This window comes from Paenibacillus sp. FSL M7-0656 (genome assembly GCF_038003225.1).
Taxonomy (GTDB): Bacteria; Bacillota; Bacilli; order Paenibacillales; family Paenibacillaceae; genus Paenibacillus; species Paenibacillus amylolyticus.
Window position 1 is genome coordinate 135,232 of sequence record NZ_JBBOOT010000001.1, and the last position, 22,784, is coordinate 158,015.

Sequence of the window (22,784 nt, forward strand, 5' to 3'; positions counted from 1 at the left end):
AAAATATAAATGTGATCGGGGTGCCGTATGTCTATTTTCAAGAAACAGGAATCGTATTGGGCAAGCCGATTTGAAGATGATGATCATCTTGTTCATTTGCCTTATTGCAAGACAACCTCCAAACACCCAGACGATACGCAGCACCAGAATGATATATATAAGTCTTTGTCAGCCGATGTTTCACATAAAATCAAGTCCATGTCGCGAAATGCTCCTATGGCGATCTATACGATCTTATTAACGGGAGTTCAGTGTCTGTTATATAAATACACGAATGAAACCAAGATGATTATTGGTATACCAACGATGGAAGAAAAGAACAATGATCTATCGCTCTCGAATAAGGTTCTTATCTTAAAAAATAATATCAATCATGTGATGTCATTCAAATCCGTATTTAATCAAGTGAAGGCAAGTTTAACTGAAGCCGTTCAGCATCAACGAATCCCTTTCAGAAAAATGGTTGAACGTTTAAATGTTCAGTATGATTCGAACCATGTACCTCTAATTCATACCTTGGTTTCGTTAAATGAAATTCATCCTGCCCTTGATGAAAATAACGTAAAAGCGGCGACAATGTTCCACTTTGATCTCGAGAACGACTTCATTCAGTTAAGATTAGTTTATGATGATGATCGTTATGATCGCGATTATATGGTACAAATTGTAGAGCATCTTGACCAATTGTTTTCCGTAGTTCTAAACCAACCTGATCTGGAGTTAAGTCAAGTTGATATGTTATCAGAGTTTTATCGAAACAAGCTGTTATATGACTTTAACGATACAAGGGTTGAGTATCCACAGAACAAGACGATGCATCAATTATTTGAAGAACAGGTGGAACGAACACCGGACCATCCGGCAGTCTTATTTGAGAATAGACAGTTAACGTACAGAGAGTTAAATCAAAAATCCAACCAATTGGCCCGATTGCTTCAAGCTAAGGGGGTACAGGCGGGTCAGTTCGTTGGCATTATGGCAGAGCGCTCACTTGAGATGATCATAGGTTTATTCGGTATTCTAAAAGCTGGCGGGGCATATGTCCCAATCGATCCGGAATATCCGGCAGATCGTATTCACTATATCCTTGAGGATTCAAAAGTGGCTTGGTTGCTGCATCAAAGTCATATACAGAAGCCTGAACATTTTGCAGGGACATGTGTCATTCTGGATTCTGAAATAAATCATTATGAGGATCATTTAAATTTGGACGATGGAGCGATCTCCAGTGATTTGGCATATATGATCTACACGTCTGGAACAACAGGTCATCCCAAAGGCGTAATGATTGAACATGCCAGCATTGTGAATTCCCTGCAATGGAAATCGGATTTTTATCATTTTACCGGAGATGATCGGGTATTAATGCTGAATCCTTTCGTTTTTGATTCATTTATTACTCATTTCTTTGGTCCGATGATATCTGGCTCGACAGTGTATTTGTTAAACCAGCAACAGTGTAAAGATGCTCTAGCCATCAATACGATGGTCAAAAAACAGCAAATCACGCACATCCAAAGTCCACCCAGTTTCTTGATGACCCTATTGGAACAAGTAAGCGCGGAAGATTGGGCATCCATGAAAAATGTGGTGGCTGCGGGAGAGAAGATTGTTCCTGCCTTAATACACAAATTGCAGCGCATCAATCCACGCATCGAAGTGTGTAATGAATACGGTCCAACTGAAAATAGTGTTGTATCCACAGTTCTGTCGATCAAGTCGTCAGGTCAAAATATCTCAATCGGGAAGCCTATTGCGAACAATAGAGTCTACATTTTAGGAGAACGGAATGAATTGCAGCCTATTGGAGTTCAGGGAGAATTATGTGTAGCCGGAGCAGGGTTATCCAGAGGTTACTTGAACCGTCCAGATCTGACGGCGGAGAAATTCGTGGATGATCCATTTGTTTCGGGAGCAAAAATGTACAAGACAGGTGACTTCGCAAGATGGCTGCCCGATGGGAACATAGAGTATATAGGAAGGGTAGATCATCAAGAGAAAATTCGTGGACACCGGATTGAACTTGGTGAAGTGGAGACGGCTCTTCTAAATAGTACCCAGATAAAAGAGGCCATCGTCATAGCCAGAGAAGATGAAACAGGAACCAAACAATTATGTGCTTACCTGGTAGGGAAGGACGTAATCACCATCGGGGAACTGCGGGAGGCGCTGTCCCAGCAAGTGCCAAACTACATGATTCCGTCCTATTTTGTACAGCTGGATCAGATGCCGCTCACGTCTAACGGGAAAGTCGATCGCAAAGTGCTGCCTGCTCCCCAAGAACATATGTTGAAGGGCATGGAGTACGAAGCACCCCGAACGATGGTGGAACAACAACTAGTATCGATCTGGGAAGAGGTACTTGGGGTAGAGAACATTGGGATTTTGGATAATTTCTTCGAGCTTGGAGGAGATTCGATTAAATCCATTCAAGTTTCTTCGAGGTTATATCAAGCAGGTTACCAGGTGCAGATGGATCATTTGTTTAAAAATCCAACCATAGCAAGCTTGATTCCCTATGTTCAACCCATAAGTACCCTGTCAGAACAGGGAATCATCACTGGAAAAGTGATGCTGACTCCAATCCAGCATTGGTTTTTTGAGCAATACAAGGTAGATGCCCATCATTATAATCAGTCAGTGATGTTGTACCGGAAAGAAGGTTTTCATGAAGTCACACTTCGCCGTGTATTCGATAAATTGAGTGAGCATCATGATGCACTTCGTACAGTATATCGTCTTACAGAACAGGGTTATGAAGCGTGGAATGAAGGGTTGGCAAGGGAATCCTTATATACACTTGAAGTGATGGACTTCAAGTCATTAGCAGATCCGTCTCGAGAAATCGAGAAGAAGGCAAATGAAATGCAAAGCACGTTTACGTTGGAACGTGGACCTTTGATGAAGCTGGGCGTATTTCAATGTGCAGACGGAGATCATTTACTCATCGTTATTCATCACCTCGTCATCGACGGGGTTTCATGGCGAATTTTGATTGAAGACCTATCCAGAGGATATGAACAATTAAGTGATGGAGAATCGATTCAACTACCGCAAAAAACGGCTTCATTCCAATTATGGGCAGAACAGCTTCAGTTGTATGCGAACAGTGATGCGATAACGCAAGAGATTGCATATTGGAATGAAATTGAACAAGCAAGCTATAAGCCGTTACCTACAGATTTTAAAGCGGATCATGCACTGGAAAAAGACAGCGAAGAAATCACGATGGAATGGTCAGCGGCAGAAACGGAACAATTATTAAAACAAGCGAATCGTGCGTATAAAACGGAGATTAGCGATTTGCTGCTCCATGCATTAGGCATGTCTATTCACCAATGGACGGGCATGGATAAAGTGCTGGTCAATCTGGAGGGACATGGAAGAGAACAAATTTCACCGGATCTCGATATTACACGAACGATCGGATGGTTTACGAGCCAGTATCCGGTTGTACTTGATATGGAAGCAAGTTCAAATATGTCTCTTTTCATCAAAACAAACAAAGAAATGATTCGTCAAATCCCTAAAAAAGGGATTGGTTATGGTATTTTACGATATTTAAGTGCAGATCAGCAAGAAACGCCCTTTACCTTGAATCCTGAAATTAGCTTTAACTATTTGGGTCAATTTGATCAGGATCTTCAGAATAGCGGGATGCAGATCTCTCCCTATCCAGGCGGAGCAACAGCAAGCGACAATCACAGAAGAAATGTTCTTATCGATATGAATGCCTTAATTGTGGAAGGCAAATTGACGTTGTCCCTTCGGTATAGTCGCACCCAATATCAAAAAGAAACGATGGAGCGAGCGGTAACATATTTTAGAGATCATCTGCAAGAAATCGTGATGCATTGTGTGACAAAAGAGAAGCCGGAATGTACACCAAGTGATCTAACGTTAAAAGGAATTACCATTGAAGAATTAGAAGGATTTGTTCAAGAATCGGAACACATTGGTGAAATCGAAGATATATATGCTTTGTCACCGATGCAAAATGGAATGTTCTTTCATCATTTGCTTCATTCAAAATCGGAAGCGTATTTCCTTCAAACTACGCTGGATCTTCATGGTCCGTTAGACGTGGAAGCATTTACGAAGAGTCTGGATCAGTTGATGCAGCGTAATTCGATTCTCAGAACAAATTTTCATAGCAAATGGAATAATGGACCTCTGCAAGTGGTATACCGTCATAAACGGAATGGGCTAACATACGAAGATTTGCGTGAGATGAATGAAAAAGATCGTGAAGCATACGTGGCAGAATATACAAGAGCAGATAAAATAAAAGGTTTCGACCTGTCTCAGGATGTGTTAATGCGTATTTCGATCTTGCAAACGCATGACCAAACCTATCGTTTCATTTGGAATTATCATCATATTTTGATGGATGGCTGGTGCCTGTCTCTTGTAATCCAGGAGTTGTTTGATGGATACTTTGCTATTCAGGAACAACGAAAACTGGAGGCAAAGAGTACGATTCCATACAAACACTATATTGAATGGCTGGACAACCAAGATCATGAAGAATCCCTGAAATACTGGCGTGACTATCTGCAAGGTTATGATGAGCAGACCACTTTGCCAAAAAAACATTCAATTACGAAGAGTGATGAATATCATTCAGAGCATATGATTTGTACACTTAGTCAGGAATTAACCGGACAGCTCGCACAAGTGGCCAGTCAGAATCAGGTGACGCTGAACACGTTCATGCAGACAGCCTGGGGAATATTGCTACAGATATATAACGGCAGTGAGGATGTTGTATTCGGAAGCGTGGTGTCGGGCAGACCTGCGGCGATTGTTGGAGTTGAGCGAATCATTGGTTTATTCATCAATACCATTCCTGTACGCGTTCAGACTCAAGGTAACGAGACATTTGCAGCGGTTATGAAGCGGAATCAGGAACAAGCTGTGGCTTCGCATCCACATGACACGTATCCGTTATACGAGATTCAGGCGGAAACATCGCAAAAGCAAAATTTGATTGATCATATCCTGATATTCGAAAATTATCCTGTACAGGGCATTATGGAACAGTTTGGGGATCAGGAAGAGACAGCTCTTCGGATTACGAATGTAGAAGCAGATGAACAAACAAATTATGACTTTAACCTGATTATTAAACCAGGCCAATCGATGAAATGCATGTTCTATTACAATGCTAACGTCTATGATCGCGCAAGCGTAGAACGCATTCAAGGGCATTTGATTCGAATGCTGGAGCAAGTGGTCAACAATCCGCTTATCCCTATCCATGACATTGACTTGACGACAACACAGGAAAAAACACAAATTTTGGAACATTTTAATGATTCTATGGCTGAATACCCAATGGACAAGACGATTCATGGACTGTTTGAGGAACAAGCAGTAAGAACTCCCGAAAACGTTGCGGTTGTATATGATGATCGACATTTAACCTATCAAACGCTGAACGAGAAAGCCAACCAATTGGCAAGAACGTTGAAGGCTAAAGGCATTCAAAATGATCAGTTAATCGGGATCATCGCTGATCGTTCGCTAGACATGGTTGTAGGAATCCTTGCGATTTTGAAAGCGGGTGGCGCATACGTGCCGATTGATCCTGAATATCCGGAGGATCGTATAAACTACATGCTTGAGGATTCGGGTGTACATGTATTATTAATGCAAAGTCATTTGCAAGAACGCATCTCTTTTGCAGGAGAGGTCGTTTGCCTGGATCTACTTGAGTCCTATCATGAAGATCATTCCAATTTGGGAATGACTGCTACACCAACAGGCCTGGCATATGTAATTTATACCTCAGGAACGACAGGTAAACCAAAAGGGACATGTATTGAACATAAAAATGTGGTGCGATTGTTGTTCAATAGTAAAAATTTGTTTGATTTTAATGCATCAGATACATGGACATTATTCCATTCCTTTTGTTTTGATTTTTCGGTATGGGAAATGTACGGGGCATTGCTCTATGGCGGAAAACTGGTTATCGTACCTCAAATGACGGCAAAAAGTCCGGAACAATTTCTACAATTGTTAAAAAACGAGCAAGTGACGATATTGAATCAAACGCCAACGTATTTCTATCATCTTCTTCAGGAAGAACTGGCAGGTCATGCAGCAGATCTGAAATTAAGAAAAGTGATTTTTGGAGGAGAAGCCCTCAATCCCGTGTTATTGAAAGAATGGAAGCTGAAATATCCATTTATCCAGTTAATTAATATGTATGGAATAACCGAAACAACGGTTCATGTAACGTATAAGGAAATAACCGACATTGAAATACATGCTGGAAAGAGCAATATTGGAAAACCAATCCCAACGTTGCAGACCTATATTTTGGATAAACACCAGCGCATTCAACCGATCGGTGTTCAGGGAGAATTAGTTGTAGCAGGTGAGGGCCTTGCCAGAGGTTATCTGAACCGGCCTGATTTAACCGCAGAGAAATTTGTTGATCATCCCTCGATTACAAAAGGGAAAATGTATCGCACAGGAGATGCCGCAAGATGGCTGCCGGATGGAAATATTGAATATCTGGGACGAATCGATCATCAAGTGAAAATTCGCGGTTACCGAATTGAGCTTGGCGAAGTGGAAACTGCGCTTTTGCAAATAGACTCCATTCAGGAAGCAGTCGTTATTGCCCGTGAGCATAAGGATGGTTCGAAGCAGTTGTGTGCGTATTGGAAAGGCGACAGCTCACTGACAGCGAAGAAAATCAGAATGGCATTATCTCATGAAATTCCGGATTATATGATCCCGTCTTATTTTGTTCAATTAGAGCATATACCGTTAACTTCCAATGGGAAGGTTGACCGTAAGGCATTGCCATCTCCACAAGAACATATGCAAAAAGGGACCGAGTATATGGCGCCGCAGAACGCTGTAGAACAAGCAATCGTCGCTGCCTGGGAAGCTGTGCTTGGTGTTCAAAAGGTTAGCACATCAGATCATTTCTTTGAACTCGGGGGCGATTCGATTAAATGTATTCAAGTTTCCTCACGACTGCTTCAAGCAGGGTATAAAGTGGAAATGAAGCATTTCTTCACCTATCCGACAGTAGCGGAGTTGAGTGAACACGTGACATCTGTGAGCACTATTTCTGACCAAGGGGAAGTTACGGGGCAAGTGATGCTGACACCTGTTCAGCGCTGGTTCTTTGATCAAAATATGGTGGACGCACATCATTACAATCAGGAAATGATGTTCTTTCGTGAAAAAGGGTTTGATGTTCGCTTTATTCACAGCATCATGGATAAGATCGTGAAACAGCATGATGCTCTCCGCATCCTTTATCGACAAGCTCCTGAAGGCGGATATGAAGCGTGGAACCGAGGGGCAGACGAAGAAGGATTATACAGCCTTGAAATCGTTGACCTCAAAACAGTAGCAGATCATGCATCGTTCATTGAAAATAAAGCAAAAGAAATTCAGAGTGGTATGGATCTGTCTTACGGACCTTTGATCAAACTTGGTTTGTTCCAATGTGCTGAAGGGGATCACCTGCTTATTGCCATCCATCACTTGTTGGTAGACGGGGTTTCATGGCGTATTTTATATGAAGATATTCAGACAGGGCAAGATCAGTTCTTGAGAGGTGAAGAAATTCGGCTTCCTCAAAAAACGACCTCGTTTAAACAATGGGCAGAACAATTGTCGACGTTTGCAGACAGCCCGGCGATGAAGCAAGACAATCAATACTGGAGTCGAGTGGAGCAGGCCCAGCTAAGCCCGCTGCCTAAAGATATGGATTGTGATGAGACGATTGGCAAAGATAGTGAAACGATCACCATTCATTGGACCGCAGCGGAAACCGAGCAATTATTAAAGCAAACACATCATGCGTACCATACGGAAATTAATGATATATTGCTAACGGCATTAGGAATGGCTGTTCATGATTGGACAGGCATGGGAGAAATCCTCGTAAATCTGGAGGGGCATGGTAGAGAAGACATCCTGCCAGAGCTGGACATTACGCGTACAGTGGGATGGTTTACGAGTATGTACCCCGTTATGATTACGATGGAGTCCGGGGCTGACTTATCAAGGAAGATTAAGACCGTCAAGGAAGGACTGCGCCAGATCCCAACCAAGGGCATTGGTTACGGGATTTCGAGGTATTTGTCACATGGAAATGAAGGATTCAAGTTAGAGAAAAATCCCGAAATTAGTTTCAACTATATGGGACAGGTGAATCAGGATTCGGGCCAAGATGGCATTAAATTCTCGCATTATTCCAGCGGGCCATCTGTAAGTGAAAACAACAAGAGACCATTTGTGCTGAATATCAATGGCATTGTTACAGAGGGGCGGTTGTCGCTGTCCATTAACTATAGTTCAAAACAATATCGCCGGGAAACGATGGAGCAATTGGCTTTTCTCTATAAGGAAGGTCTTAATAGAGTCGTTGAACATTGTGTAACGAAGGAACAAACCGAGCTGACGCCAAGTGATATTTCATGCAAGTCATTAACCATTGATCAATTGGATCAAATCGTGGAGCAAACTGGGCACATCGGCCGAATTGAAAATGTGTACCCACTTACACCATTACAGAAGGAAATGTTGTACGAAAGTGAACGGAATCCAATTTCGGGCGCTTACTTTGTACAAATCATGTTTGATATGCATGGAGATTTGAATGTTGCCTCTTTTGCGCAAAGTTTGGATCAATTAATGCAAAGGCATGCGATATTAAGAACTAATTTTTACAGTGATTTCGTGGACATCCCTCTTCAAATTGTGTATCAAGAGAAGAAATTTGAATTTAACTATGAAGTTGTAGCTGGCACAAGTGAGCTGCAACGTAAAACGTATGTTGACGAGTATATCGAGCAGGACAAGGCAAGAGGATTTGACTTACAACGAGATTCGCTAATACGTATGTCTGTTTTACGAACAAACCATGAGGAATACCGCGTCATATGGAGTTTTCACCATATTTTGATGGACGGCTGGTGTATGTCTCTGGTAAGCAAAGAGATATTTGAGAATTATTTTGCGATTCGGGAAAATAGAAAGCCTCAAGTGACTCTATTAACCCCATATAGTCAATTCATTGAATGGCTGGAACAGCAAGATCATCAAGGTGCAATAACGTATTGGACTCATTACCTGAAGGGTTATGAAGGACAAACGAAATTGCCTGGAGAAAAAATCAAACCGAAACATGAAAGACAGGATTCCAGAACGTTAAACTGTTATTTGGATGATGTACTAATCGAGCAAATGAAACAGATTGCGGAACAGCAGCATGTTACTCTCCATACGTTAGTGCAGACGGTCTGGGGTGTATTGTTGCAGCAATACAATGAAAGCAACGATGTTGTATTCGGAAGTGTGGTATCGGGCAGACCGCCTGTCATTCCTGGGATCGAAAGCATGATTGGATTATTTATTAATGCAATTCCTGTTCGGATCCAGGCTCAGGTCGATGAGTCATTTATATCTCTAATGAAAAGGAATCAGGCACAAGCTGTGGAGTCACATGCATATGATACGTATTCGTTATATGATATTCAAAATCTGACCAAGAAAAAACAATCTCTGATTAACCATGTTGTTGTATATCAGAACTTCCCGGTAGAGAACCGAATGGAGAGTCTGGGTCAGAAAGGTGAAACACCGCTTGAGATTATGAATGTTGGGGGTACAGAACACAATAGTTTTGATTTTACCTTGATCGTCAAGCCTCATGAAAATATGAAGATCATATTGATGTACAATGCCAATGTGTATGACCCATCTACCGTTGAACAGATTCAAAAACACTTTATTTCCATGATTCAACAGGTGGTAAGTAACCCGGAAGTTAAAATAAACGAACTTGCGTTGAGTACGTCGAACAGTTATTAATGCACAAGTAATGGGCCGCTCCAAAAGTGAGTTTCCTCCTCACTCAAAGCGCTAACAAATCTGACGCGTCTTAAGAGGTAGATTCGATGTGAATGGCAAACTTTAACGAACCTCAGTAACGTTATTTCATCATATCAGGGTGTCAGAACCTAAAAAACGACCCAATCGACGAAATAATGTCTCTGTGATTCGTTACACCACAGACCTGTGCAAATCAGAGCGAATAGCGTGTGCCAGGTTCATTAGAATAAAATAACCTTAATAAGGGGTGTCCTCAGTCATGCTCATGACTTATGGCATCCCCTTTTTATGCTCCGTTAATGATGATAGCTGGAAAATTACTGTAGATGGAGAAATAAAGCATCTTAGGTGGTCGGATCAACATTGTGATGTCACCAACGTGGCAGATCAACTATTGAAATTGCGGATGTTCATTCAACAGATCGTGGAAACGAAAGAATCCTCCGTATACATTTTGATCGACCTTTTAACAATTCCTCTCTACTGACCGATATATAATAAGTACATCTATGTAATCAGAAAGTGAAAGGAGTGCAGAACATGGATATTGCAGCATTATCAATGGCGATGAGCCAAGCTTCAGTAGTGCAGTCGGCAAGCTTGCAAGTGATGTCGATTACAAAAGACATGGCACAGCAGCAAGGCCAGCAGATGGCGGAAATGTTGAAGTCAATGCCTGCTCCTCATCCCAATCTGGGTAGAAGTCTCGATCTTTCGGTTTAGTTGAAATTACAGTATGTGTCCTCATGTAATACCCATTGCAGCAAGCAAAACCCAAACAGCTCCAATTCGAATGAATTGAAGCCGTTTGGGTTGTTTTTTTTTCTAAATCCTCATTCCGAAATTACGATCTTTTTTATTACGATCTTCTCAGCGAAACTTTGACAAGCTTGGCAATCTGCCTTCAAAGGGCAGTGTATCCTTTAATGTCCATAACTCATCGTAACTGGAAATCTGAAGATCGGCTTTGGACAAGTCCTGATTGCCTGATCCCGGATTACGATATCCGATGCAGCGCATGCCTGCACTTTTGGCGGCCTGAACACCATTGCGCGAGTCCTCAATGACCAGACAATTCGACGGGGATGCACCAATCATCTCAGCTGTGGTCAGGAAAATATCTGGTGCCGGCTTGCCGTTTGTAACTTCCTCACCTGTCATTCTCACCTCAAAGTATTGTCCAAGACCGGTCTTGTCCATGATCAAATCAATCAGTGCACGTGGAGAGGAAGAAGCAACGGCTATGGGTATATGTTGCTCATGCAGCCAGCTTAACCAGCGTTCCACGGAAGGCATTGCCGTCAGATTCGAATGGGCGAGCATCGTTTGCATCACATTATGTTGATGATAAGCAAATATTTCTTCCAGCGTAGCGGTCAGCTGATGTTTGTCCAATACCTGCTGCCACATGGATTCCAGCGTAACTCCTACATAGTTATGATGTTCTTCATCAGTCACCCTTGCTCCAAAATGGGTAAAAGAGCTGCGCTCAATCTCAAAATAAATCGGTTCGCTGTCAATCAGTACACCATCCATGTCAAAAATGACCGCTTGAATGATGTCATCATTGGGCGCTCCCAGTCCGTTAGATTCTTGGTTTGCTGCCATGTTGTATTCCTCCTCCAGGATTGTGTATAAATATATCTCTAATGTAGTCCTTTCATGGTTAACCTTCCACTTTAGAAACTGGAACCGCTGGATTGCAGCACAACTTTAATGGCATGTGAAGAGGCTTGAAGTGTGCGTCCCTGAATATCGCAACCAAGTGTGCGGAAAGCCTCTTCGTAATCCTCCAACGGGAAGGAGTGGGTGATGATTTTTTTTGCCGGAATAATCCCTTGTTCAATCATATAATGTGCGGTAGCAAATGTCCCCAGAGAATCGATGGAACCAATGATTTTCAGACTGCGGTCCACAACTTCCTTGGGATTGAAGGATGTGTTTCCATCTCTCAGACCAACCAGCATCAGGTAACCGCCGCTGGCGAGCTGGGATAGCACTTGTGTGCCCACAACGCCCGTTGTATCCACAATCATATCGACCTGATGGGTTGCGGGTGACAGTGATTCTATGGCATTTTCGAAGGATGAATGAACTTCCCAACGATCAGGTGCAATAGAACCAGCAATGGCCAAGCGTTCTTCGGAGATGTCAACCAGACAGCCGGTAACCCCTTTGGAAGCGAGCGCATAGCTGTACAGAATGCCAATCGGGCCTGCACCGAGGATGATTGTTCTGAAATTCGGCAGTAGATGAATCTGATTAATCCCCGTCAGCATACAGCTGAGCGGTTCCGTCAAAGTCGCTTCCTCATAGCTCACATGGTCCTTCAATTTGTACAAAAAACGATCCTCGGTCACATAATAATCTGTAAATGTCCCGTCAGCACTCACACCTGTCTCGGTAACAGACTTGTGTGTGCAATGATTTTGTCTGCCTGTTCTGCACATGTCACATTGTCCGCAATAGTAGGTAGGATCGATCACAACACGGTCGCCCGGTTGTAATGTCGTTACCGCAGAGCCAACAGCAATGACTTCCCCGGCAGACTCATGACCGAGAATGACAGAAGGAACCGCATGATATTTGCCGCTGACAATACCGAGATCGGTACCGCATACGCCTGTCGCCCGAATACGAACCAACACCTGATAATCTCTTGTAATTTCAGGGACAGGCCTTTCCTCAAGAGCCACATCCCAAGCCGATTTGTATACCAATGCAAGCATGATATAACCTCCTTATAATTATATAAAATATAAATATAGCGATTCATCTTAAACAGTTTTTGACAAGATACGAAAGTAGTGAAGGGGACGAAATCGATTCTGGAGAAGCGAAGCGTTCGCCTCAAAGCTTTCTGAAAGAAAGCTACTTCGGGAGCATACGCTATCCACGGATTTTTCCCTTGGGAAAGGGAAATCAAGAAAATCCGTTGATAACAGCGATCATAAGAACGATTCGTAACCGAAACGACCACTTCGAACAGTTGCATTGAAATGTTTTAATTAACGCTGGCGAGCACTGAATCCAGCCGCTCCACAATCTCAACCAGTTCGTCTTCGGTTGTGGTCAGGGAAGGCCGGACCTTAACAACGTTGCCAAATCCATATCTTGAACTTCTCAAGATTAGATGCTCATCTGTAAAAGCACGGTCAACAATGGCATTGGTTTTGAGCGTATCCGGTTCATTACCGTCACCTACAATCTCCAACCCCCACATTAACCCGACACCACGAGCTTCACCGATACTTGGGTATTTCATAGCCAATTCTTGCAGCAACTCACCCAAAATTTCACCTTTACGTTTCACCGCATCCAGAAATCCGGGTTCGGATACCACTTCCAAGGTGGATTTGGCAGCAGTTACGGAGATCAGATTACTTCCTGAGGTGAAGGAGTGTTCGTGCTTTTCGAGCACATTCAACCGGGATTGCATTAATACCGCAGCAACAGGTACGCCGATCCCGCCAAGTCCTTTTGCAAGGGTGATCATGTCAGGCTGGATATCAAACAGTTCGCTGGCAAACATGGTTCCGGTACGACCGATGCCTGTCTGTACTTCGTCGGCAATAAGAATAATATTGTACTCATCACACAGTTTACGCAGACGTTTGAAATATCCAGCGGGAGGGATGATATTGCCGCCATTCCCGAGAATAGGTTCGATAATCATGCAGGCGACTGAGCCGGAACTTGCATATTCTATCGCATCAGATATAGCTTCAACGCATTGATAGTCGCAGTCTCCATTTGAGGATTTGAATGGGCAGCGATAACAGTATGGGGCAGGTACATGGACAGCGTTAGCAACAGCCGAATTGGGGAATCGTTTCCGCCGGAAGGCATTTCCCGAAATCCCGGTGGCAAATTGGGTCTGCCCATGATGGGACAGATACAGGCTGATGATGTCTGTCGATTCGGTATACTTCTGTGCAATTTTGGTTGCACATTCGTTGGCAGTTGAACCAGTGATATCCCGCATCCATCCGGCATTAATGTCGTTTGGAGCATATTCGATTAAGTGATCAAGTACTTCATTTACGTACGGTTCAGTGAAGGAGGAAGACATATGCGTCAGATTGCCGACTTGTTCCTGAATTTTGCTGACAACATGTGGGTGATTATAGCCCAGTGACAGATTGAACGTGCCCGACACGCCATCCAGGTATTCAACACCTGAATCGTCAATCAACTTAATCCCTTTTCCGGCTATGAAGCGGTTGTTGGTTAAAGTTTGCATACGATTTCCTCCAATATAATGGTGTACTAGCTCGAACGAAGCTCAACAATCCGGATGATGCGGGCATCACCTCCCTTAAGAAACGATGTTTACATTTCCTTGCTATGTTGTGCGAGAGCAGCACGTACTGCATTATTTTTTACAGTCCATAGATGAGAGATCATCAATGTGAGCAGCAGGATCAGACAGAATCCGGCCAAAATCCAGATCGTATTCACGACAGGCCCTGTACTCATACTCCATCCAGTCACATACTGCAAGATGGCACCTCCAATACCACCCGATGCGATCAGGATACTGGTTGTCCGCTCGGTCATACCGGGAATCAGAACATTTGCGTAGACTAGTGCGATACAGAACAGCCCTGACATGAACAGACCGGTTCCGAAGATCAGCACATACGTTGCCCACTGTCCAGTTACAAATACCATAGCGACCGTAAACAAAAGCGTGCCAACCGTGCTCCAGATCAGGAATGGCATATAGTTGACGGCTTCCGCTATTTTCCCGGAGAAAAGACGACCGATGATCATCGCAATCCACAGGATGGAGACACTCAGCGATGCGACAGATTCCTGAAGGTGCAATCGTTCTACGAGAATGGAGGGCAGGAAGTTCATCAATCCCAGTTCCAATCCCATGTAGATGAAAAAGAAGATGACGAAGATTGTCAGCAGACCCAGATGTTTTCTCGAATATCGGGCTTTACCTGCTGCATGTGCCACTGTATTCTCACCAGCCTGTTCCAGATACAGTGCGGCTGGCCGGGGCATAGTAATCCACAGCAGCATGAGAACCAGTGACAACACGGCCACCGTATAAAAAGTAAGATGCCACAGATCTATCCAGATGAATAAAGCAGCGACAGCCGGGATGAGAAGTGCTCCAAGAGCAAAGAAGACATCCAGCTTGGACATGGCGACCGCCTTTTGATTCTCAGTGAATTCGATTGTGAATGCACCTACAGAGGGTTCGATGATACCTGAACCGAAACCTACGATAATCGTGAGAAGAAGAACTACAGACCAGGATGGCAAAAAACCGAGTAATATATAAGCAGCTACAATACAGATCAGAGCTAGGGTCAGCATCGCTTTTCTTCCGATACGGGCTGTCAGGGCAGGAGCTGCGATGACACCGACAAGAAATCCAAGAAACTGCAGAAATAACAAAAATCCGCCATCACTGTAACCGCGCTCATAATGTGACAATAAAACAGGGAGAAGTGCACCGAGCACAACGCTGGTTATGCCGATTAACAGATAAAAACCGCAGCTTAGAGCGAATATTCTTTTCAAAAGCCCGCCTCCTAGTTGGGTGAAAATTTTATATTATGTAATTAATGTTTATTTCATATATAACTTATACCATAATTGTCCAAATGTACATGCTTTTTGTTGTAAAATAATGTTAAATTTTGATGAAAAGAAATATTTCTCGTGCTAAGTTTTTTCTAAAACGATTTCGTGTCGAAAGGGTAGATATGATTCAATCCATATGACCTTTTAACAGGGTTTGGCATCTGTATTGATCGAGAATAGTAAAACGTGCATATATAAAAAAACGTTCCCTGTCTAGGTAGACGGGAAACGTTCTGATTAACCGTTTTATATGATGATACCTGACTTCTACGTATCGCTCTTAAGCAGTCTGTACAAAGAAAATTCCATCGAATGGTGCGTGAGCAGACGCGGGACCCTTTCGCAAAAATAAATAACCATTTGCATCGGGAAGACCCAATATATCCCGATAAGGCTCAGGAAAATCTCCGGAATATATTTGACACACCAGTTGATGTTCCTCTAGCAAATGGTCAATTCCTTTCACACCGTTTGGTACAGTGGGAGAGAAAAATGAAAATGCAGGGAACTCCCGTTCGTCTAACTCCGTTTCAATCAAACGTACGCCGCTTAACGGAATGGGTGGAACGGGACATACGGAAGTGAGTGGATGCGAAGATACCGAGACATAAGTGCATCCGGCAACAATATTCTCGTTCCATTCCAGTTCATCTCCCGTATAGGTTACCTGATCCAGAAAGTATTCGGAGGCGGAGTAGGTCGAGAAGACCGAGATATATTTATCTTGTGGTAAAGAAGGGATATGGATCTGCTGTGAAAGTGTATTGCAATTGATGGAGAACAGATGCAATAAAGGTTGCCCCTCAGGGTTGAGAGGCCAGTCGGAAATGTATGCAGTTTCTCCACCAATCCACATGCCAGAGTCTTGGTTTGGATCATCGGGGTCAACTGTAAATCGAGTAACTTTGTACATGAGAAACTCCTTCCAGAGTGTATTTTGGCATTCCTATGTAACGTTGTATGTGTTTTTATATAACCAATCATTGCTTCGTTTCAGTATAAATGAGATGATGTGGAATGAAAATCAGTACAAGGTACTAACTGATTGCACGAAGCGAATGAACGTACCAGCACTCTAAGCACCAGTGGCAATACTATAGATGAGAAGCGGTGACACATGTTAATTAACAAATACATAAGTGAAACGGGATTCTGCTCCCGCAGGGAAACGAACCGTTTAATTGCAGCTGGACGCATAACGATCAATGGCAGGGTATGTGAAAAAGGGGCGGAAGTTGAACCTCACGATGTGGTACTCATTGATGGCAAGCAGATTCCTCGTAATGACAGCGAACCTGTCTACATTGCTCTGAACAAACCCATCGGTATTGTCTGCACAGCAGCAGAACATGTGGAGGGGAACATCATTCAATTTATGAATTATCCTTCTCGCATATTTGCGATAGGCAGGCTGGATAAGGCATCTGAGGGGTTAATTTTGCTTACGAATGACGGAGGCATTGTGAACAAGATGATGCGTTCGGAGCATAATCATGATAAAGAATATGTAGTGACTGTAGACAAACCCATAACTGACGAATTCGTAAAGTCCATGTCTGAAGGCGTTGAAATTCTGGACGTGGTGACCAAGCCCAGCGAAGTGTATAGGCAAAGTGACAATGTATTTCGTATTATTCTGACACAGGGTCTCAACCTGCAGATCCGTAGAATGTGCAAAGCCTTGGGGTTCCGAGTCCTCAAGCTGGAGCGCGTGCGAATTATGAATATTACGCTGGATCAACTGGAGCGGGGGCAATGGCGTCATCTGGAGCAAGAGGAACTGGAGATTCTGCTGTCTCAATTAAATGAGATAAAATGAATGACTTCTGCTCATGCCAACGGTGGTCAACCACGATGTCCAGTTATATCAGTAAAAAATGAAGCAAACACTAACCCCTATGCGGATTAGTGTTTTTGTTGTTAAGCTTGTGTCCTTTTTGTTCTGAAATGTAAGATCCAAATAAGGTTAAGAAAGCTCCGAGTACAATCACCCAGGTTATCTGCTCTTGAAGAATCAGTGCAGATGACACAACAGTAATGACAGGCACCAGATAGATATATACGCTCGTTTGGATAGCTCCGAGAAGATTTACGGCCCGGTTCCAGGTCACGAAACACAACGCGGAGGCACTCAGACCGAGGTAGAGGAAATTGGAGAGATTGGTCATGTTCGTGAAGCGCCCGAGTTCCCAATGGAATTCGAACAGGAATAGAGCTGGCAGCATGAAGATCAGGCCATAGAAGAACACTTTGCGAGTTGTACCAATGGTGTGATAACGAAGCTCGCCAATTTTCCGCATTAACACAGAGTAGATCGCCCATACCGCAGGTGCTATGAAAGCAAGCAGGTCACCTATCGGATTCAGTTGCAGGATGAAACTGCCGTTCAGTGCGATGAGTAGGATGCCGCTCAAGGCAATCCCGAATCCGATAATGAAGCGGCGAGTTAACTTCTCACCATCTAAGAAGAAGTGTGCGAGCACGGCAGTGAAGAACGGGGCGATGGAGACAATAACACCCACGTTGGAAGCTGTTGTGTACACCAGAGCAATATTTTCAATAAGAAAATATAAGGTTACTCCACATAGTCCTGCTCCTATAAATAACCATTCTTCTCTGAATGAGACGATCCGCAGTGAACGTGGATAAATCAATAACAGTACCAAATATCCGATCAGGAAACGGAAAAATAGAATCTCCACTGGAGTAAAGTCAATCAGCAGAACTTTGGTCGAGACAAACGTAGTTCCCCAGATCAGTATAGTAAACAAAGCGAGCAAATGTCCGGTAGAGGCTCTAGTGTTTTGATGATCAAGATGACTTGTCATACGATGTTAGTGGAGGTTCGTTTCAACTCCGAATCATGATTGAAGATACGTCTATATTGCTTGGGTGTCAGGCCGATCAGTTTTTTGAAAAAATTCGTGAAATGGCTCTGGTCACTGAATCCTGTCTGTGCGGCTACTTCAATCGGAAGCAGACCTTGTTCCAGCAGACGTTTGGCTTGATTAATGCGAATCGTCTCCAGATAACGGTAAGGTGATATTCCTTTCTGGCGGGTGAATAAACGCAGCAGGTGGTACTTGCTCATCTCCGTCAAATCGGCTAACTCGTTCAGCGAGATGCTCTCCATGTAATGAGCTTCTATGTAATCACATATGCGTCTGATCTCCAAGGTAACATCCTGTGTGGAAACAGGTGGTTCAGCATCCGAATAATCTCGCAGCAATTGATCCAGTAGTAAGAGTAACAATTCTTCTTTGCAGAAATCCGATTGCTCTTCCAGAATCATCTGATGCAGCTCGTGCAGGGAACCCACAAGTTCACTTTGGTAGAGAACGGGGGATGTAAACCGTGGCAAGTAAGCTTGTCCGGTAATCTCTCTCGCATAATCTAGCATAACCTCAGGCTGGACATTGATACAGCGATAATCGAGGGTTCTGCCATCGACCTGTTCGCAGGCATGAGGATCATGTGGATTAAAAACAATCATGTCACCACTATTCAGAATGTATTCTTCGTTGTTGCAGACGAGGTGTCGTTTGCCTTCCTCAATGAATCCAATGACATAATAGTCATGAAAATGATTGGGAAACTTCTGCATAATGCCTTCAAATTGATAAGCTTCTAGCTGTAGATCGGTATCAAATACGACAGTCCGGAATTCCCGAGTCATGATGCACCTTCTTTCTGGTAAGTTAAGATCATTATAGGTTGCAAAGAAGGAATTTTCTTGAATGATATTGCTATTGCTCGAAGTGTTTGGTCGGACAGATATCTCTAAAAACAAAATACCCGCAATCCCGGAGGGAAAGCGAGCCCTTTGCTAAGTATAGTTGATTCATGAGTTCAAACCTATATAGGGGAGAAAAAAATGTCTGGAACAATAAGTAATTGTTCTTAGTGTAACGTAGCGAGTACTTCAGGTGTAAAAGCTTGAATCTCGGATACGCGTCCTTCACGTATTTTGGCAGCCCATGCAGGATCGCCAAGGAGTGCACGTCCCACAGCTACCAGATCAAATTCCTCTTGCTCATATCGCTTCATAAGCTCGCTCATACCTGGATGTGTTGTTTTATCTGCTCCTGCTTCAGGCTCATCTGGCATACCCACAGAACCGACGGTAATGGTGGTTTGACCACTTAGCTTTCGCACCCAACCTGCAAATCCAAGCTCAGATCCTTCAAACTCGGGCTCCCAGAAGCGTCGTGTCGAGCAGTGGAAGATATCTACACCTGCGTCAACCAGCAAATGAAGGAATTGTTCCAGTTGTTCGGGGGTGTCGAACAGTCTGGCTTGATAATCATTCATCTTCCATTGGGAAATCCGCATTGCAATAGGGAAATCAGGACCTACCGCAGCACGAACTGCCATTACAACTTCAACCGCGAATTGAGTTCGTTTCTGTAGGTTACCGCCATAGCGGTCTGTTCTCCTATTCGTTGTTTTCCAGAAAAATTGATCGATCAGAAAACCGTGTGCACCGTGAAGCTCAATTCCGTCAAAACCAATGCTTTGTGCATTGGCTGCTGCATCTGCATAAGCTTGAATCACAGTTGCGATCTCTGCCTCCGTCATGGGCGCACCTACTTGAGTACCTTCCATATCAACTCCCGATGGACTAAGAGATTCAGCTTCTGGGTGAGGTTGAGATCCAGAAGGGCGGGTAATACCCAAGTGCAGAATTTGCGGGAAAATCTTGCCGCCAGCTTCATGGACTTGTTTGACTACTTCAGCCCAGCCGTGAAGAGCTGCTTCTCCATACATATGAGGGAGCCTAGGCTCACTTGATGCAGACGGATGCTCAATAGTTGCACCCTCTGTAATAATGAGTCCAACACCATGCTCGGCACGTCGGCGATAATATGCAGCTACATCGGGACCTGGCACACCATCCGGGGAGAAGGCACGAGCCATGGGGGACATGACGATGCGCGAGGATAGGGTTAACTTTTGAACAGTGTATGGTTGGAACAGAAGCTCCGTAGAAATAACGTTATGTTGTTGATTACTCAAACTAAGCACCTCCATTATTATGCACCTTCAAGCGGGTACGAGTGCAATCTTATCAAGGTGTATAGGCATGCTCAACCAACAATCGGAGCATTTTGTTGCTTAAGCGAAAGACACGGATTATTGTATGGTGTCTTTGCACTTACTTTCACTTGTTGAACAAATAACACTTATCTATAATGAAGGAGTCTAACCAAATATTTTGTGTACAAAGGAGGATTGGGACATGTCTGGTGTATTGTCTCCAAACTCGAATGATCCGCGTGTAATCCGCACGCGTCAATTAATTCTTGATGCGTTTTTAAACCAATTGAATATTAAAAATTTCAACAGCATTACGATTCAAAACATTACGGAACAAGCCACAATTAACAGGGCTACATTCTACGCCCATTTTCAGGATAAATATGCACTGCTTGAAGCCTTTTTAGCGGATGCTTTTATGGAATATGTGACGAAAAGAGTGGACCCGGATGCCCGGTTATCAGCCGAAACCATACAGCAGCTTATATTTTCATTATGTGATTATCACGTCTCAAGTAATGGTTGCATCAAAAAATATGAGACAGTTGCACCAATTATTGAAGAGAACATCAAGACTCAACTGGAGCAATTCCTTCTTGAATTATTGAGCAAAGTAGCGGGTGATGTAGATCCCAAAACGCTGAAAATTACGGCAACCACACTAAGTTGGTCGATCTATGGAATGACGTATCGATGGAATATTGAAGGCGGGCAGGAATCTCCGGCTGAATTAGCCAACAGAGTGGTCCCTTATATGATGGGTGGATTGGAATTGTTGAATTAACTTTATTTAACGAAATTGCATTAATATTCGGATGGATATGGGAGGAATAACAAGATGTTTGAACATTTGGTTGTTTTTAAATTTAACGATAAAACCACACTAGCTAAACAGCAGGAATGGGTGGATCAATTGCTCACGTTACAGGAACAAATCCCGGGGATTGTCGGGCTGACCGCAGGGATCAATGCAACGGAAGAAACGGATCGTATCCAAGGTTACACGATTGGATTGAGAGTGACGTTTGAAGATCAAGAGGCATTGCGCGCCTATGGTCCACATCCTGCTCATCAGGCATTTGTAGCTTCCCTCGATGGTTGGGTGGAAGATGTAATTGTAGTTGACTATGCTATATAAAGGCGCGAAATCAGAGGTTTAACGAATATAGGAGTTGAAGATTCCCATGTGTTTAATTTTATTTGCTTATAACATGCATCCAAAGTATCCGCTTATATTGGGATCCAATAGGGATGAATTCTATCACAGACCTACGGCTCAAGCACACTATTGGGAAGACCATCCTCATATATTGGCTGGCCGGGATTTGTCGAAAATGGGAACCTGGATGGGCGTAACCAAAGGTGGGCGTCTGGCTGCTGTTACGAATTATCGTGATCCAAATGAAGATATACATGCCAAGGGCTCAAGAGGAGATCTGGTTGCTGATTTTTTAAAGGGAACGTCCACACCTGAGCAGTATATGCAACACGCGGAGCAAAGTCAAAATGATTATCCTGGCTACAATTTGTTAGTGGGTGATCCTGAAGACCTCTATTATTATTCTAATGTGGGTAATGTTGTGATGAAGTTGAAACCGGGAATATACGGGATTAGTAATCACTTGATTAATACAGATTGGCCCAAGGTGAAACGTGGGAAAGAAGGGCTGGAGAAAATCATCCAAGGGGAGGACGAAGCTACCCTGACAGAGCAAATATTAGGTTTGCTGCAAATGGCAGACCCTTCAGTGGATGAGCATCTACCTCATACAGGTGTTCCATTGGAGTGGGAACGTTTACTTTCTCCGATCTTCGTTAGAAGTGAGAAATTCGACTATGGAACCAGAGCTTCATCCGTTGTTCTGATGAATAGAGAAGAAGTGTTGTTTACGGAGAGGGTTCACCAGAACGGAGAGGTAATGGAGCAACGTTTTAACATCAAGCCTCTTAACTCGACAAGCTGAGAATATGAAAGAAATGATGTTCTAACATTATGCATTAACATGAATTTACATGAATCACTGAAGTTAAATCCAAAGTTCATGTTTCTCTTCTTCTGAGTGTGAAGAGTATTTTCGTTTTTCTGTGTCAACTAATATAACGCGACATAAACCGTTTGAGAGCACCTTTTGTATAACACGCCCAATTTTAGTTGGGCTCTTTATCTCTTATCACAATTCTATGTTATGAATCATGGAACTTCCCTGAATAGTTTATATAATGTGAATCAACATAACATGATTTTGCAGCGGTTCTGTTGATTCTAATTTCAG

Annotated in this window: 14 protein-coding genes; 6 read left to right on the top strand and 8 right to left on the bottom strand. The window is 43.3% G+C overall.

Going from position 1 to position 22,784, the window contains the following annotated elements; genetic code table 11:
- Positions 1–27 precede the first annotated feature (27 nt).
- Positions 28–9,849 (top strand): amino acid adenylation domain-containing protein, encoded by a 9,822-nt coding sequence (locus tag MHI01_RS00565; protein WP_340982263.1) that lies wholly within the window; start codon positions 28–30, stop codon positions 9,847–9,849.
- 561 nt (positions 9,850–10,410) lie between these two features.
- Positions 10,411–10,593, top strand: coding sequence for a YjfB family protein (locus MHI01_RS00570; RefSeq protein ID WP_036613510.1), 183 nt, complete (start codon positions 10,411–10,413; stop codon positions 10,591–10,593).
- Positions 10,594–10,740: 147 nt separating this feature from the next.
- Here the strand turns inward: MHI01_RS00570 and MHI01_RS00575 are convergent, their stop codons facing one another.
- The 5 genes from MHI01_RS00575 to MHI01_RS00595 form a co-directional block, all read right to left on the bottom strand.
- The gene (locus MHI01_RS00575) at positions 10,741–11,478 is read right to left on the bottom strand and encodes an HAD family hydrolase (RefSeq protein ID WP_340905297.1); all 738 of its coding nucleotides are present in this window, start codon (positions 11,476–11,478) and stop codon (positions 10,741–10,743) included.
- A 71-nt stretch (positions 11,479–11,549) separates the two neighbouring features.
- A complete protein-coding gene (locus MHI01_RS00580) occupies positions 11,550–12,599 on the bottom strand; it encodes a zinc-dependent alcohol dehydrogenase (RefSeq protein ID WP_047843442.1) in 1,050 nt (349 codons plus the stop codon).
- Positions 12,600–12,874: 275 nt separating this feature from the next.
- Complete coding sequence (locus MHI01_RS00585) at positions 12,875–14,113, bottom strand: aspartate aminotransferase family protein (RefSeq protein ID WP_253501068.1); 1,239 nt, start codon at positions 14,111–14,113, stop codon at positions 12,875–12,877.
- 89 nt (positions 14,114–14,202) lie between these two features.
- Positions 14,203–15,411: an MFS transporter gene (locus MHI01_RS00590; RefSeq protein WP_253501065.1), complete on the bottom strand. Its 1,209-nt coding sequence runs from the start codon at positions 15,409–15,411 to the stop codon at positions 14,203–14,205.
- 343 nt (positions 15,412–15,754) lie between these two features.
- A complete protein-coding gene (locus tag MHI01_RS00595) occupies positions 15,755–16,387 on the bottom strand; it encodes a DUF1963 domain-containing protein (RefSeq protein WP_253501062.1) in 633 nt (210 codons plus the stop codon).
- 204 nt (positions 16,388–16,591) lie between these two features.
- Between MHI01_RS00595 and MHI01_RS00600 the strand changes: the two genes are divergently transcribed.
- A complete protein-coding gene (locus MHI01_RS00600) occupies positions 16,592–17,293 on the top strand; it encodes a pseudouridine synthase (RefSeq protein ID WP_340905295.1) in 702 nt (233 codons plus the stop codon).
- Positions 17,294–17,363: 70 nt separating this feature from the next.
- On the opposite strand, the gene MHI01_RS00605 is transcribed toward MHI01_RS00600, so the two are convergent.
- The 3 genes from MHI01_RS00605 to MHI01_RS00615 all read right to left on the bottom strand — a co-directional run bounded on the left by MHI01_RS00605 (position 17,364) and on the right by MHI01_RS00615 (position 20,490).
- On the bottom strand, positions 17,364–18,302 hold the full coding sequence (locus MHI01_RS00605; protein ID WP_253501057.1) for a DMT family transporter: 939 nt from the start codon (positions 18,300–18,302) through the stop codon (positions 17,364–17,366).
- A complete protein-coding gene (locus MHI01_RS00610; RefSeq protein ID WP_253501054.1) occupies positions 18,299–19,150 on the bottom strand; it encodes an AraC family ligand binding domain-containing protein in 852 nt (283 codons plus the stop codon). Before MHI01_RS00610 ends, MHI01_RS00605 begins: the two co-directional genes overlap by 4 nt.
- 224 nt (positions 19,151–19,374) lie before the next feature.
- Positions 19,375–20,490: an NADH:flavin oxidoreductase gene (locus MHI01_RS00615; protein ID WP_340905294.1), complete on the bottom strand. Its 1,116-nt coding sequence runs from the start codon at positions 20,488–20,490 to the stop codon at positions 19,375–19,377.
- A 223-nt stretch (positions 20,491–20,713) separates the two neighbouring features.
- On the opposite strand from MHI01_RS00615, the gene MHI01_RS00620 reads away from it, so the two are divergent.
- Genes MHI01_RS00620 through MHI01_RS00630 form a run of 3 tightly spaced genes read left to right on the top strand, consistent with a single transcriptional unit; the run spans position 20,714 to position 22,475 of the window.
- On the top strand, positions 20,714–21,295 hold the full coding sequence (locus tag MHI01_RS00620) for a TetR/AcrR family transcriptional regulator (protein ID WP_076328505.1): 582 nt from the start codon (positions 20,714–20,716) through the stop codon (positions 21,293–21,295).
- A 54-nt stretch (positions 21,296–21,349) separates the two neighbouring features.
- Positions 21,350–21,649, top strand: coding sequence for a Dabb family protein (locus tag MHI01_RS00625; protein WP_076250139.1), 300 nt, complete (start codon positions 21,350–21,352; stop codon positions 21,647–21,649).
- Between the two features lie 46 nt (positions 21,650–21,695).
- Complete coding sequence (locus MHI01_RS00630) at positions 21,696–22,475, top strand: NRDE family protein (RefSeq protein ID WP_340982264.1); 780 nt, start codon at positions 21,696–21,698, stop codon at positions 22,473–22,475.
- Positions 22,476–22,784: the final 309 nt, after the last annotated feature.

Coding starts and splice junctions, on each gene's coding strand:
- MHI01_RS00570 (WP_036613510.1), top strand. CDS start 10,411: ATGGATATTGCAGCATTATCAATGGCGATGAGCCAAGCTTCAGTAGTG.
- MHI01_RS00565 (WP_340982263.1), top strand. CDS start 28: ATGTCTATTTTCAAGAAACAGGAATCGTATTGGGCAAGCCGATTTGAA.
- MHI01_RS00580 (WP_047843442.1), bottom strand. CDS start 12,599: ATGCTTGCATTGGTATACAAATCGGCTTGGGATGTGGCTCTTGAGGAA.
- MHI01_RS00620 (WP_076328505.1), top strand. CDS start 20,714: ATGTCTGGTGTATTGTCTCCAAACTCGAATGATCCGCGTGTAATCCGC.
- MHI01_RS00625 (WP_076250139.1), top strand. CDS start 21,350: ATGTTTGAACATTTGGTTGTTTTTAAATTTAACGATAAAACCACACTA.
- MHI01_RS00575 (WP_340905297.1), bottom strand. CDS start 11,478: ATGGCAGCAAACCAAGAATCTAACGGACTGGGAGCGCCCAATGATGAC.
- MHI01_RS00595 (WP_253501062.1), bottom strand. CDS start 16,387: ATGTACAAAGTTACTCGATTTACAGTTGACCCCGATGATCCAAACCAA.
- MHI01_RS00610 (WP_253501054.1), bottom strand. CDS start 19,150: ATGACTCGGGAATTCCGGACTGTCGTATTTGATACCGATCTACAGCTA.
- MHI01_RS00585 (WP_253501068.1), bottom strand. CDS start 14,113: ATGCAAACTTTAACCAACAACCGCTTCATAGCCGGAAAAGGGATTAAG.
- MHI01_RS00600 (WP_340905295.1), top strand. CDS start 16,592: ATGTTAATTAACAAATACATAAGTGAAACGGGATTCTGCTCCCGCAGG.
- MHI01_RS00630 (WP_340982264.1), top strand. CDS start 21,696: ATGTGTTTAATTTTATTTGCTTATAACATGCATCCAAAGTATCCGCTT.
- MHI01_RS00605 (WP_253501057.1), bottom strand. CDS start 18,302: ATGACAAGTCATCTTGATCATCAAAACACTAGAGCCTCTACCGGACAT.